The organism is Psychrobacter arcticus 273-4, assembly GCF_000012305.1.
GTDB classification, from domain to species: domain Bacteria; phylum Pseudomonadota; class Gammaproteobacteria; order Pseudomonadales; family Moraxellaceae; genus Psychrobacter; species Psychrobacter arcticus.
In genome coordinates this window covers 292164-307097 of the sequence record NC_007204.1, presented here as the reverse complement: position 1 = coordinate 307097, position 14934 = coordinate 292164, and the positions used below count along the sequence as shown (strand labels likewise).

Sequence of the window (14934 nt, the reverse complement as noted above, 5' to 3'; positions counted from 1 at the left end):
TTTAATAGTGTCGATTAATAACCAACACTATTAATGAGCAGCAGACTCATCCTTGTTGCGCATTTTATTAACAACCGTCAAGATTGCAACGATTGCCGCCCCAATGATAAAACCAATCACGCCATTTAACAGCGCAGTAGTAAAGCTTGCAAAGATACCGGTCAAATGGGCAATATCTTCAACGCCATGGTATAAAAAGTTAATACCATGCACTAATATACCACCACCGACTAAGAACATCGCCAAGGTACCAGCGATAGACAGAAACTTCATTAATTTGGGCGCTGCGGACAATAAAACCTTACCAACCTTTTGAATAAATGCACCTTCTTTTTCCATCATATGCAAACCAACATCATCAATTTTGACAATACCGGCGACCAAGCCATAAATCCCGACGGTAATACTAATCGCTAAAATAGACAGCACCAAACTGCGCTCAAGCAAAGTTGCGCTAGCAGTTGCGCCCAGCACAATCACAATGATTTCCGCCGATAAAATAAAATCAGTACGTATGGCCCCTTTGATTTTTTCTTTTTCAAACGCAACCAAATCTACCGTTTCATCGGCATTGGCTTTTCGATGGGCTTCTTGCTCTTCATCATGCGGCAAAACATGCGGCCAAAAGCGATGGATGACTTTTTCAGCACCTTCATAAACCAAAAACAACCCACCACACATTAATAAAAACGTAATTAATGGTGGGTAAATAGCACTGATGAGTATCGCCGCTGGGACTAAAATAAGCTTATTAATAAATGAGCCTTTGGCAACCGCCCAAACTACGGGAAGCTCACGATTTGCTTTGACGCCTGAGACTTGCTCAGCGTTAAGCGCTAAATCATCACCCAACACCCCTGCTGTTTTTTTGGCGGCAATTTTGGTCATGACTGAAACGTCATCCAATATCATACTGATATCATCAAGTAGGGTTAATAAACTGGCACCTGCCATAGTTGCTCCTTAAGCTAACATTGCTTCAATAAGTAATTTTCAAATAACAGATGGCTCTGTCATAAAATATGGTCAGTTATAAAAGACAGTGATAAGCAGTAGCCTACCTAGACATAAAATGATATGAAATAGCACAAATGTATTTTATTTATGTTTTCTTAACGAATAGCTACAAATTGTGTATTTAATAAGACGGTTATATAGCCTTTCGCGGTTATTTATAAAAATATGCTAATATGGGACCGATTATTACTTATCATTTATTATCAATAAATTGTCAAAAACCATTTAAATTTATCACCTCTTATTACTTGAGCTCGTTATCATTTTAGATCAAACTTCCACAAAATATTTATTACCTTTTTGCTACCAAAATCTTGATTCGGCATGACCGCCTAAAGGAAACATCCTATGTTCTTAGCGCCTTTTTCTAAAACCATGCTCAACCGTGATACATTTTCTCGCAGTCATCTCTCTCGTGTAATGAGTGCTGCTTTACTGGTTATCGTTGCGGCTGGTTGCTCTAATAATGCTGCAGATGCGACCAGCAATACAGATCTTGTCAATAGCAGCAAAGCCAAGACCAGTACTGCTGCGCTATCCAAGGACAGCGATGCTAAGGTAGTGAAGTCGTTGCAAGCCAATTTAAAAGCTTCTGGTATTGAAGAGACTATCCTCTCAGCCGTGCCAACCGATATGGATGATATTTATTGGGTCACCGCTGAAGGGCTGCCTGCTTTTTTTACAGATAAGGCGGGCAAGCATATTATTCAAGGTCAAATTATTGCTGTTGGCGCAAAAGCCCCTGTAGATATCAGCGGTACTTTGGTCGCTCGTACGGCTCAAGATGCACTAAAAGCCGTCGATAAAAAAGATATGGTCATCTATCCCGCCAAAGGCGCGACTAAAGCTGTGGTTTACGCCTTTACCGATGCCGATTGTCCTTATTGCGCCAAACTCCATGAAGAGATGGAAGACATCAATGCGCGTGGCATTGAAGTGCGTTATTTGGCATGGCCACGTAGTGAAGGCAGTATTCCAAAGATGGAAGCCATCTGGTGTAGCGAAGACCGCAAGGCGGCAATGGATCAAGCAAAAATGGGCGCCAATATACAAGCCCCTAGCTGTAATAGCCCCGTCCAAGCGCAAATTGATCTAGGCATAGCACTGGGTGTACGTGGTACGCCCGCTATCTTTACTGAATCAGGACAGCAAGTGGGTGGCTATCTACCTGCGGCTCAATTAGCAGAAGCAGTTGGTGCTAACTAAGAATGGTTATATGTTTTGAGTATTTGTGATATCTATGACCTTGGCGACATTGTGTAGACGTCACAACTCCTTATCGGTATGATAGGATAAAGCGTTAGGCAGCTTAGCCGTATAGTTTCTCTATAAGCGCTTATTTATGTTAGTGATTCTTGTCGTTTCAAGACCTTTCATAGCAGCATTTTTTATCCCACTATTTAATCTCTCGAGGATCCTGTGAGCAAATCCATCAAACTAGCGATACTTGGTTTAGGCACCGTCGGAACGGGTGTGGTCAATCTAATCAATGATAATTTAGATGAACTAAAACGTCGTAGCGGACGCGACATTGTGATTACCGAAGTTGGTATTCGTCGTCAGCGTGATGATATCGATCCTAATATTATACAAAACAGCGATTTGATGGCAACCGCTGCCAGTGACAATGTCGATATTGTCATCGAGTTGATTGGCGGTACGACCCTTGCCAAAGACGTTGTTATGCACGCCATCAAAAACGGCAAGCATGTCGTAACGGCCAACAAAGCGCTACTGGCTGAGCATGGCAACGAGATTTTTGCCTTTGCTGAACAGCATAACGTCCATGTCGCCTATGAAGCAGCCGTAGCAGGTGGTATTCCGATTATTAAAGTCATGCGTGAAGGCTTAGCCGCCAATAAAATTGATTGGCTAGCAGGCATTATTAATGGTACGGGCAACTTTATTATGACGGAGATGCGCGATAAAGGTCGCCCATTTGCCGATGTATTGAGCGAGGCGCAAGCACTTGGTTATGCTGAAGCAGATCCTACCTTTGATGTCGAAGGTATCGATGCGGCGCACAAACTGGCGCTACTTGCCTCTATTGCTTTTGGTATTCCACTACAGTTTGATAAAGTCTACTGTGAAGGCATCACCGGTATTACTTTGCAGGATGTCAATTACGCCGAAGAGCTTGGCTATCGCATCAAGCATTTAGGCTTCGCTGTTCGCCGTGCGGGCAATGGCAGCGGTGACGACAGCGCCGGTATTGAGCTGCGTGTACACCCAACGCTGATTCCACAAAACGCCCTGCTTGCCAACGTTAATGGCGTAAAAAATGCCGTATTGGTGAACTCCCATCCTCTCGGTCAGACGTTATATTGTGGTGATGGCGCGGGTGCGGGTGCGACAGCTTCTGCAGTGATGGCAGATGTCATGGATTTAGTGCGTGTTTTAGGATGCAAAGATGCTGACCAACAAAACAGCAATGGTCATCATGTGCCGCACTTAGCCTTTATCCCTGAAAAATTGTCAGATACGCCGATATTGCGTGCTGAACAGATGATTACCGGATACTATTTACGGGTACATGCGTACGATAGTCCTGGCGTATTGGCAGACATCACCCGTATCTTGAGTGATGCCGGTATCAATATCGATGCTATTTTACAAAAACCTGCGCATAAGCTTGGGCAAGTGCCGGTGATTATCTTAACGCTGCCTGTGGTTGAGAGTCAGATGAATCTTGCCATCGAAAAAATCGAGAAATTAGATACCATTACTGATAAAGTGGTACGCATACGCTTAGATGAGCTGGCGTAGAGATATTCTTTAATCAGTCAAATACTTTGGATTAAAATACCTAAAAAAGGAAATAACGATGTCACATGATGCAATTGTAATCTTAAACGGCGCACGTACCCCAATTGGCGGCTTCCAAGGCATACTCAAAGACATGAGTGCTACAGAGCTGGGCGCAGCGGCTATTAAAGCCGCTGTTCAGCGTTCAGGCGTTAATGTTGATAGCATTGATGAAGTCATCATGGGTTGTATCTTGACTGCAGGTTTGGGTCAAGGTCCTGCCCGCCAAGCGATGCGTAAAGCAGGTCTATCTGATGCGACTGGTGCGGTCACCATCAATAAGCTATGCGGCTCAGGTCTAAAAGCAGTCATGCAAGCACATGACGGTATCAAAGCTGGTAGCTTCAAGGTCGCTGTTGCAGGTGGTATGGAATCAATGACCAATGCGCCTTATATCATGCCAGGGTCGCGTGGCGGCTACCGCATGGGGCACAAAGAAGTCAAAGATCACATGTTCTTAGACGGTCTAGAAGATGCTGAGACTGGTAAGCTGATGGGCATGTTCGCTCAAGAAGTGGCAGATGAAAAAGGCTATACACGCGAGCAAATGGATGATTTTGCTATTGAGTCGCTAAGTCGTGCGCTTACGGCTATTAAAGACAATCATTTCAAAAATGAGATTGAGCCAGTTACGTTTAAGACTCGCAAAGGTGAACAAACGGTTGATACCGATGAGCAGCCTGCCCTTGCCAATGCTGAGCGCATCCCTACTTTGCGTCCTGCCTTTGCAAAAGACGGCACCATCACAGCGGCAAACGCCAGCTCTATCTCAGACGGTGCAGCGGCGGTTGTGTTGATGAAAGAGTCACAAGCCAAAGAAGAAGGGCTAGATTATCAAGCGCGTATCATTGCGACTGCCTCTAACTCTCGTCACCCAAGCGAATTTACCATCGCGCCTGTTGGGGCGATTGAAAAAGTATTGGCAAGTGCGGGCTGGTCAGTGGCTGATGTCGATTTATGGGAAATCAACGAAGCATTTGCCATGGTTACGATGGTAGCGATGGATGAGCTAAACATCGAACATGCTAAAGTAAACATCGAAGGCGGTGCTTGTGCTCTTGGTCACCCAGTTGGTTGTTCAGGTGCGCGTATCTTAGTGACGCTGATTAACTCTCTAAAACGTACCGGTGGCAAAAAGGGCGTCGCTACGCTATGTATCGGTGGCGGTGAAGCGGTAGCAGTAGCAATCGAACTGGCTTAAGCTATTTTAAAATGATCGGTATGCTATAAATTTTTAGCTTATTTTTAATAACTTTAAAACCGCATTGCTGTGAGCAACGCGGTTTTTTTATGTCTAAATATTACCAATAGTCTGCTTGGACGTATTCGCGTAAGAAAGCCTTAACTTAAGGTTGTATAGTGATTGTGCCCTTTACAGCCTATTACACATCATTACGTCAAGCGCACACTTTGCTACTTTGCTCATATATCTCGTGCCAAATCGTCCTGTTAGGATAATAACAAGTCGAGCAAATCGAGATAGAGACTGGCTATAATAAATACTATGCTTGAAATACTTTAAAGTCGCTACAGTACTACTGGTGTAAATTTTTTGCAGCCTCTGTCTGCGTAGGCACAGCAAGCAAGAAAAATTTGCACCAGTAGTACGTGTTGTATCGATATTACTTTTCACCGACTATATTGCTTGAACCGTTCATCTAATAACAGTTCATATAAGAATATCAACAACCCATTTTATAAAAAGAAATTTATTCATACAAAAGGAAAATAATAATGAGCCAACTTATTCGTTTAAGAGATATCCAAGCAACTCATCATGATTTGATCGGTGACGACTATTATGACCCAACTGGCAAGACTGCCTTTGGCGTCAATGAAGAAAAAATCGGTAAAATCGAAGGCGCACTGGTAGAAGACACCACCGGTCGTATTCGTTACTTAATCGTCGATGCAGGTGGCTGGTTTAGCTCAAAGGAAGTATTGGTACCCGCAGGTTTGGCACGTATCGTTGGTGATGACGTATTCTTTGATAGCTTGAACAAATCGCAGGTAGAAGCGATGGAAGTCTATGACCATGATTACCAGTATAGCTATAAAGAACAGTATGAAAGAGACCGTCAGGCATTTATCGCAGATAGTGTTCCAGAAGCTGAGCGTATGGAAATTGCTGACCATAATTACGATGCGCCAAATACGTTAGAGCTGTTAGAGCAGCGTCTGACTGTTAATAAAGATCGAATTGTGGCAGGTTTGGTAAAAGTCGGTAAGCACGTGGTTACTGAAGAGCGCAATGTCAACGTTGACCTAGAAGAAGAGCATGCCAATATCGAACGCACTAATGTCAATCGTCCCACTGAACGCCGTATCGGTGATATTGATGACAATCAGACCATCGAAGTCGAAGTCGAGCTAGAAGCTGAACGTGCTCATGTCAATAAAGAGACCTATGTCACAGAAGAAGTGAATGTTGGCAAAACGACAGAGCGTCATACTGAAACGATCGTAGAGACCATTCAACGTGAAGAGCTAGATGTCGATAATGATGGCAATGTAATTGACCGTAATGGCAATCTGTTTACCCGTGATGATATCACTGCTGAAGATGTACGCCGCGCTCGTGGTATGTAATAGGCTAGGCATTCGTATGGCTTTATAATCTGAATAGTGTTTATGATTTTGTTATATACTATTTAAATCAATACTATACGACAGCCATTAGCCACTGAGTGACTTGCTCAGTAGATAAGACCAGCGCTCGTCTCTGGTCTTTTTTTATATATAGTTGAAATACTTTAAAGTCGCTACCGTATTGCTGGTGTAAATTTTTTGCAGCCTCTGTCTGCGTAGGCACAGCAAGCAAGAAAAATTTGCACCAGTAGTACGTGTTGTATCGATATTATTTTTCACCGACTATACAATAATAAGGAAAATGACCATGAGTGCTAATAATGAAAATAGCTATCCTGACACCAGCTATCCTGATTTTACCGCTAATACCGCTAGCGGCACACAAGATGATGTAACCTCATCCGACTTATCATCACCTGAACATAGTCAGAAGCAAGCGATAGTAGGCCATCAACAAGGCAGTCTTTCAGACAATCTAACCGATACTAATCACGGTAACGGTGGTTATCTAGAATTATTAGAAGAGCGCCCAGTGGTCAATAAAGAGCGCTTGGATGTTGGTAAAGTAACCGTCACCAAGCATTTTCGTACCAAAACGATCCAAGTGCCTATTGAGCTGGTAGAAGAGTATATAACGGTACGTACCGAGTATCACGATACTGAAAGTCAGGACCTATTATCAGGGAACTATGATGATAAAGACATATTGCGGCACGTGGAGCCATCATTAGATAGTAAAGCCGTCGTTACTATCAATGGCACGCAAGTTGAGATTGGTGATGCGCCCATTGAAATTGTTTTATCGCGTCAAATCGCAACCATTACTAAGGACACTTACGTCACCCAAGAAGTAGCCATTGAAAAAACCACGCATACACATACTGACAGCATCAAAGTCGAACTCAAACATGAGGAACTCGACGTCACTGAGGAAGGTTTTTTGGCACATGAGCAAAATACTGCTCATAAAAGATAAGCTGTCGAATTTCAAATTCTGTGGAAATCAAAAGTAAAAAAAGCAACGCGAACGTTGCTTTTTTTATTTTTGATTATCTATAAACGTTATGGCTACTATTATTGGGTCTTTTTGCATTCATAAGTAGTGACGTTGGTGGTATCTGTACCAGCAGTACGCATCACACCCGTTTTACGATCCTGATGAGCGACACGCCACTGTACAAAGCCTGTCGTACCGTCTATGGCAGTTGCGCCCTCAAATACTTCAGGATTGCTGGCATCATTGGTTTTGGTTAACGTGAGGGTGCCTTTGGCAGTCGCAAGCACCACTTGATTATCAGTATCTTTATAAGTGGCTTCAACTGCCAGCTCAGGAGAGCACAAATACGTTATTTGATTAACGCCAGTATTAACCGTAGCCACGGTATCATCTGCAACTTCGCTAGCGGCCACATCGCTTGGCTCGGCAGGTTCAGCAGACATAGGCACCGCCTGCTCTTCACTGATACTCTCTTCTAGGCTTGGCTGTGTTTCTTGCTTTGGCTGACAGGCTGTTATAGACAAGGCTCCTGCCAATAATGCAGTAACAACCAAAGAGTGACGCCACTGTTTTAATAATGCTACATTCATCATACTCTCCCAAATAATTATACTAAACACTATAGCCTGTCCACAAATGCGCGCCTACGTTGAATTTGTAAGTAATGAATACATGTAGATGATAATTTTATTCAGTCATAAATTGTTTAGCCCATAAAAAAGTCCCTATCTATTTCGATAAGGACTTCTTAATCAGGGAATTTTAGCTATAGTCGGTGAAAAATAATATCGATACAACACGTATTGCTGGTGTAAATTTTTCTTGCTTGCTGTGCCTACGCAGACAGAGGCTGCAAAAAATTTACACCAGCAATACTGTAGCGACTTTAAAGTATTTCAACTATAGCTAAGTTTATATTTTGCCATGACACTGTTTGTACTTGAGTGCTGAACCACATGGGCATGGGGCGTTACGGCTGATGTTCATACCGGCGTATGGGTTTGGCTCATTATCATTATTGCCATTACCTGCCATAGCACCTGCTACGCCAGCACCCGCAGCACCGGCGACAACATTACGACCTTGCACTGCGGCTCGTTCCACACCGCCATCCATATTATCGATATCACTGTGCTCAAACTGCATCTGCATATGGGCTGCATTTTCACGTTGCTGAACTTCCAACGCCGCTAGCTCTTCTTTGGTTGGGATATGCACACGTGATAAGTCTTGAACCGTTTCAGACTTGATCGCGCCAAGCATCATCTGGAACAGCTCAAATGACTCGCGTTTGTACTCTTGCTCAGGATTTTTCTGTGCATAGCCACGCAAATGAATACCTTTACGCAGCTGATCCATCTGGGTTAAATGCTCTTTCCAATGCTTATCTAGACTCTGCAGCATAAAATGACGTTCAAGCTGGGCAGCCTCTTTTTCGCCCATTTGCTCACGTCGATTATCATAACGATCTAAGGCTGTTTGGATAAGTTTGGCACGTAACCCTTCTTCATCCAAACGGCGATCTTCATCAAGCCAATCATTAATCGGCATCGCAATCTTAAATTCGTTCTCAAGCTCATCCTCTAAGCCATCGACATTCCATTGGTCATCGATAGAGCCTGGCGGAATAAACTGGTTAATCATGGCGTTATAGACTTCTTGATGCATGATCTTAATGGCTTGTAATAAATCCATCTCAGCCAACAAATCATCACGCTGACCATAGATAACCTTACGTTGATCATTGGCCACATCATCGTATTTCAGTAGGTTCTTACGCGCATCGAAATCGCGACTTTCTACTTTACCTTGGGCGTTTTCAATCGACTTTGAGACCATTTTATGTTCAATGGCTTCGTCTTCTTTTAGACCCATCGCCCGCATCATATTCACGACGCGGTCACCGGCAAAGATACGCATTAAGTCATCTTCAAGCGATAAAAAGAAACGTGACATCCCCGGGTCACCTTGACGACCCGCACGACCACGTAGCTGATTATCAATACGGCGTGATTCATGACGCTCAGAACCAATGATGTGCAAACCACCAGCCGCAACGACTTGGTCATGCTTGATTTGCCATTGGGCTTTTAGACGCTGCATTTCTTCTGGACTGACCGAATCAATATCTTCGATAAACGACTGCCAGTTACCGCCAAGGATAATATCGGTACCACGACCTGCCATATTGGTAGCAATCGTGACCGATTTTGGGCTACCTGCCTGCGCGATAATTTCAGCTTCACGCTCATGCTGCTTAGCGTTTAGAACGTTATGCTTGACGCCTTCTTGATCTAGTAGATAAGACAACTCTTCACTGGCTTCAATCGTCGCCGTACCGACCAATACTGGCGCGCCTTTGGCTTGAATCTCTTGAATCTCGCGGATGATGCCTTTATATTTGCCTAACTTGGTTAAGAAAATCTGATCATCCATATCGATACGAGCAATCGGCTCGTGCGTTGGAATCACGATGACGTCTAAATCATAAGTTGATTTAAATTCTGCCGCTTCGGTATCAGCAGTACCCGTCATACCAGATAGCTTGTCATAAAGACGGAAAAAGTTCTGGAATGTGGTGGTTGCAAGCGTTTGGTTTTCGGCTTGAATCTCAACGTTTTCTTTGGCTTCTACCGCTTGATGCAGACCTTCTGACCAGCGGCGACCAGGCATGGTACGGCCGGTATTTTCATCAACGATGACCACTTCGCCATCATCGACGATATAGTGGATGTTTTTGACAAAGACATGGTGGGCACGAATAGCGGCTTGCACGTGAGCAAGTAATGGCAAACGACTTGGGCTATAAAGACTTTCGTTTTCGCCAAGCTCGCCGACTTCGATTAAGAAGCGTTCAATTTTCTCATAGCCTTTTTCGCTAATCTCAATTTGGCGATTCTTCTCATCAATCCAGAAATCTTCTTCTTCATTATTCTTATTGGCTTCTTCGTCTTTTGAGCGGATAAGCACGGGGATAATGGTATTAATCAGCGCATACATACGTGATGAATCTTCGGCTTGACCGGAGATAATCAGTGGCGTACGGGCTTCATCAATTAAAATCGAATCAATTTCATCGATAATACAGAAGTTTAATGGGCGCTGTTTTTTCTCTCTTAAACTAAAGACCATGTTATCGCGCAGATAATCAAAACCGTATTCGTTATTGGTACCGTAAGTGATATCGGCTTGATAAGCAGCGACTTTTTCTTGTGGCGGTTGCTGCGAGTAAATCACGCCAACGTTCATGCCCAAAAAGCCAAATAAGGGACGGTTTAATTCCGCATCACGCGCCGCCAAATAATCGTTGACCGTCACCAAATGCACGCCTTTGCCACTGATGGCATTCAGGTACATCGCCAAAGTACCCATCAAGGTTTTACCCTCACCGGTCTTCATCTCAGCGATTTTGCCTTCGTGCAAGGTGATACCACCGATCAGCTGCACGTCATAGTGACGCATGCCATTCACTCGTAACGACGCTTCACGGCAAACCGCAAACGCTTCTGGCAATAAGGCATCTAGACTCTCGCCATTTTGATGTCTTGCTTTAAATTCTTCAGTTTTTTGTTGTAATTGTTCATCAGACAGGGCTTGTATGGTAGCCTCGTATGCGTTGATTTTGCTGACGACTTTGTGCATGCGTTTGAGTTCACGCTCATTTTTGGTGCCAACGACACTGCCTATAATCTTTGATAACATAATTTTTTGACCTATGGAAATATTCGATAATTAGTGCGCATTAGCCAACGTTTTACTCGCCGCCTTGTCATCATCCGGCTCAGTGCTACACAATGAAGTATCGCCTAATGAAGTATCACCCAATTCAGTGTGCCGTCATTATATATGGTTATGATGCCGATGGATACAAGGGCAGTGAGTAGATATTTGCCGACGTAAAAGCACAGCAGGACGTGTTAAAATAGCGCTCATACCCCTATATATTTTCAAATTTTCTGTATGCAAGCAGCCTACATTTTAGGTGATGCTTTTTTATTTTGAATCGATTATCACCAGCCTTGATACTTCAAGCCTTTTATTTAAGCACACTTATTTAGCCACAGTTATCTAGCCACACTTATTTAATATAGTCGGTGAAAAGTAATATCGATACAACACAACACAACACGTACTACTGGTGCAAATTTTTCTTGCTTGCTGTGCCTACGCAGACAGAGGCTGCAAAAAATTTACACCAGCAATACGGTAGCGACTTTAAAGTATTTCAACTATAAATGAAAAAAGACAACTTAAGAGACCCTGCATGTCAGTCAAACCCTCTGCTCAAACTAATGACACCATACAATCGACTTCAAAATCTGTGCCAGCGGCGTCTGACTCATTGGTCATAGGCGATGCGATCTATCACTTGGCAGATCATACACCCATGATGGTGCAATATCTCACCATGAAAGCCAACTATCCTCAAGCGCTACTGCTATACCGGATGGGTGATTTTTATGAGCTGTTTTTTGATGATGCCAAGCGCGCGGCACAGATACTAGACATCACACTAACTCGCCGTGGTACAGATAAAGCTGGTAACACCATTGCGATGGCAGGCGTACCGTTTCATGCTGCTGACAGTTATATGGCAAGATTGATTGCCGCTGGGCAGACAGTGGTTGTCTGCGAGCAAATTGACGAATCAGCCACTGGTAATGCTAGGAATACGTCTAATACTCCTACGATGGGCGATAAACAGAAAAAGGATAAAAGCAAATCTGCTGCTGGCACTATTATGCGCCGTGAAGTGGTCAAAACGCTGACCGCAGGGACGATTACTGACGATGCCTTAATTGCGCCCAATCACACCCCTACTGTCGTCGCCATTGATATACTAATACCTAAATCTAACAGCAAACAATCCTTGCAAGCTGCCATCAGTCAGATGGATTTGGCTGCGGGAACGTTAACGACACAAACACTAAGCGCGAACCATGATGACATTGAGGGGCTAAAAACCCAGATGCTCACTGTGCTAGCACGCTTTGCGCCGAGTGAATGCATTATTGGTGAAGCACTCAATGACAGTATTGGTGGTATCGGCGAAGACTGGCTGCTGTGGCTGCGTCAAAGCCTTGACTGCCCTATTATCGAAGTTGCTGCTAATGACTTCCATCGTCAGCATGCCAGCGCGACTTTATGCCAGCAATTTGGAGTACAGCGTCTTGATGGCTTAGGATCAGGCATTAGCGATGCGCCATTGGCTCAATCTAGCTGTGCAGCGCTCATTCACTATGCGCGGCAGACTCAGCAGCGTCAGGTGCCACAGATTAATCAGCTGATTGTCGAGTACAGCGATGATTACTTAATCATTGATGCCAATAGTCAACAGAATCTTGAGCTATTTACACCCGTTAGCAGCAATGGCACCTCTTTACTATCTGTACTCAATCACTGTCAAACGCCGATGGGGCGACGTTTATTAGTACAGCAAATGAAGCGACCATTACGTCAACATTCGCGTATCAACCTACGCTTGGATGCGATAGCTTGTCTATTAAAGACAGACAAGACCTCAATCGAGTCGAATCAAGCGTCGAATCAAGCATTGAAACACAGCTCACTGGTGATAAGCTTACGCGAAATGCTTAATAGCATCGGTGATATCGAGCGCATCAGTAGCCGTATCGGGCTGATGAGCGCCAAGCCTCGCGACTTACGTAAGCTTGCTGATGGTATTGCCAGTAGCACCCAGCTTACTACCTTACTGACGGATTCAGGTGTCAGCCATGAGCAGGCAGGACTGTTGCCGATGCTGATGCAGCAACTGCCAGCCCAGCTACCTGCCGTACAGTCTATAGCCAAGCTGATTGAGCGCGCCATTATCACAGAGCCTCCGGCGCATATCCGTGATGGCGGTATGCTAGCCGCAGGTTACGATGACGAGTTTGATCGGCTGACCCATTTACATGACAATATCCAAGTGACACTGGATGAGATGGTAGAGCGAGCACGTTTAGAGAGTCAATTGCCCAGTCTAAAAGTCGGTTTTAATAAAGTCAGCGGCTTTTATTTTGAACTACCAAAAATGCAGGCAAAAAATGCGCCGGCACACTTTATCCGTCGGCAAACGCTCAAGAGCAGCGAGCGCTTTATCACTGACGAATTAAAAGACGTCGAGACCGAATATTTGAGTGCGCAGACATTAGCTCTGACTCGTGAAAAGCAGCTATATCATGAGCTTTTAACGGAACTTAGTAGCCATTTAGCTGAATTACAACAGCTGAGTGCTGCAATCGCTCAAATAGACGTACTGAGCAATTGGGCGCAGCTGGCTATGACATATAACTGGCAGTGTCCTGTCATGAGTAATAATGATGAAAATAAAGATAGCTCAAATACTGACAATCAAGCCAGTATTGATATCAGCCAAGGTCGTCATGTGGTGGTCGAAGCCGCGTTAAATCCCGTCAATGCTGGTAATGCTGGTAATACCGTTAATAGCTCTAATAACAGCTCTAATAATAGCGGCACCACTAGACATAACAGCCATTTTGTCGCCAATGATTGTGCGCTCGGCAGCGATGCAAATCCTGAAAGGCTGCTTCTGATTACCGGTCCTAATATGGGCGGCAAGTCGACCTATATGCGTCAAACCGCGCTAATCGTTCTTCTTGCCCATTGTGGTAGCTTCGTCCCAGCAGCGAGCGCTCATATTGGTGATATCGACCGCATCTTTACTCGTATTGGCTCAGCGGATGATTTGGCTGGTGGCAAATCCACTTTTATGGTGGAGATGATTGAGACGGCTAATATTCTGAATCAGGCAACCAATCAATCACTGGTATTAATGGATGAAGTCGGACGTGGTACTGCCACCACTGATGGACTGGCTATCGCCCATGCTTGCGTCAATCGATTGCTAGAGATTGGCTGCCTGACATTATTTGCCACCCACTATTTTGAGCTGACAAAATTGGCGCAAAACCCTAAAGAAAGTAGTGGCAGCAATGACAAGCTTATCCGCAATGTGCATGTCGCTGCTAGCGAAGTTGATGGTCAACTGCTATTACTGCATCAAATTAAAGAAGGTGCAGCAAGCTCTAGTTTTGGATTGCATGTCGCTAAGATGGCTGGTATCCCCACTCAAGTATTAAATGATGCCAAACGCTACTTGGTAGATAACTTAACTATAGATAACTTAGGCATAGATAACTTAAGCATAGACAACCTAAAATCGAATAATGAAAGTGCTAATGATGATAAAAATGACTTAGCTAAGTCGGTAAAGGACAAACGCCAGCAGACTGCTGATAGCGACATAGAAAAACTAAATCTAAGTAATATTAAAAAAACTCAAAATATGACTGATATTCCACAACAAAATCAGTTATTTAGCTTACAAGACGAGCTACATGCTATCGACCCTGACAGCCTAACGCCAAAGCAGGCGCACGATTTAATTTATCATCTAAAGAAAATCATTAGTCGTTAAAGGGAATTGTTAAATTACCTCAAAGGCGTTAAAATACGCCTTATTCTAAATTTATACTATTTAGCCTTAAGCCAATAACAGGTAG

The 14934-nt window shown here is 43.9% G+C and carries 9 protein-coding genes; 6 read left to right on the top strand and 3 right to left on the bottom strand.

The features are described from left to right. Positions 1-30 precede the first annotated feature (30 nt). Positions 31-954 (bottom strand): DUF808 domain-containing protein, encoded by a 924-nt coding sequence (locus tag PSYC_RS01325; RefSeq protein WP_011279563.1) that lies wholly within the window; start codon positions 952-954, stop codon positions 31-33. Between the two features lie 411 nt (positions 955-1365). Here PSYC_RS01325 and PSYC_RS01320 point away from each other — a divergent pair, with 411 nt between their 5' ends. The 5 genes from PSYC_RS01320 to PSYC_RS01300 all read left to right on the top strand — a co-directional run bounded on the left by PSYC_RS01320 (position 1366) and on the right by PSYC_RS01300 (position 7387). After that, a complete protein-coding gene (locus PSYC_RS01320) occupies positions 1366-2223 on the top strand; it encodes a DsbC family protein (protein ID WP_011279562.1) in 858 nt (285 codons plus the stop codon). Between the two features lie 213 nt (positions 2224-2436). Next, positions 2437-3783: a homoserine dehydrogenase gene (locus PSYC_RS01315; RefSeq protein ID WP_011279561.1), complete on the top strand. Its 1347-nt coding sequence runs from the start codon at positions 2437-2439 to the stop codon at positions 3781-3783. Positions 3784-3841: 58 nt separating this feature from the next. Next, positions 3842-5023, top strand: coding sequence for a thiolase family protein (locus tag PSYC_RS01310; protein WP_011279560.1), 1182 nt, complete (start codon positions 3842-3844; stop codon positions 5021-5023). 533 nt (positions 5024-5556) lie between these two features. Then, positions 5557-6411 carry a DUF2382 domain-containing protein gene (locus PSYC_RS01305; RefSeq protein WP_011279559.1) on the top strand — a complete coding sequence of 285 codons (855 nt, stop codon included), beginning with the start codon at positions 5557-5559 and terminating at the stop codon, positions 6409-6411. A 307-nt stretch (positions 6412-6718) separates the two neighbouring features. Next, on the top strand, positions 6719-7387 hold the full coding sequence (locus tag PSYC_RS01300; protein ID WP_011279558.1) for a YsnF/AvaK domain-containing protein: 669 nt from the start codon (positions 6719-6721) through the stop codon (positions 7385-7387). A gap of 98 nt (positions 7388-7485) precedes the next feature. Here PSYC_RS01300 and PSYC_RS01295 read toward each other — a convergent pair whose 3' ends face one another. Beyond that, positions 7486-8001, bottom strand: coding sequence for a hypothetical protein (locus PSYC_RS01295; RefSeq protein ID WP_227500342.1), 516 nt, complete (start codon positions 7999-8001; stop codon positions 7486-7488). Positions 8002-8320: 319 nt separating this feature from the next. Next, the gene (gene secA, locus PSYC_RS01290; protein ID WP_011279556.1) at positions 8321-11110 is read right to left on the bottom strand and encodes a preprotein translocase subunit SecA; all 2790 of its coding nucleotides are present in this window, start codon (positions 11108-11110) and stop codon (positions 8321-8323) included. A 562-nt stretch (positions 11111-11672) separates the two neighbouring features. On the opposite strand from secA, the gene mutS reads away from it, so the two are divergent. Next, complete coding sequence (mutS, locus tag PSYC_RS01285) at positions 11673-14849, top strand: DNA mismatch repair protein MutS (protein WP_011279555.1); 3177 nt, start codon at positions 11673-11675, stop codon at positions 14847-14849. Positions 14850-14934 lie beyond the last annotated feature (85 nt).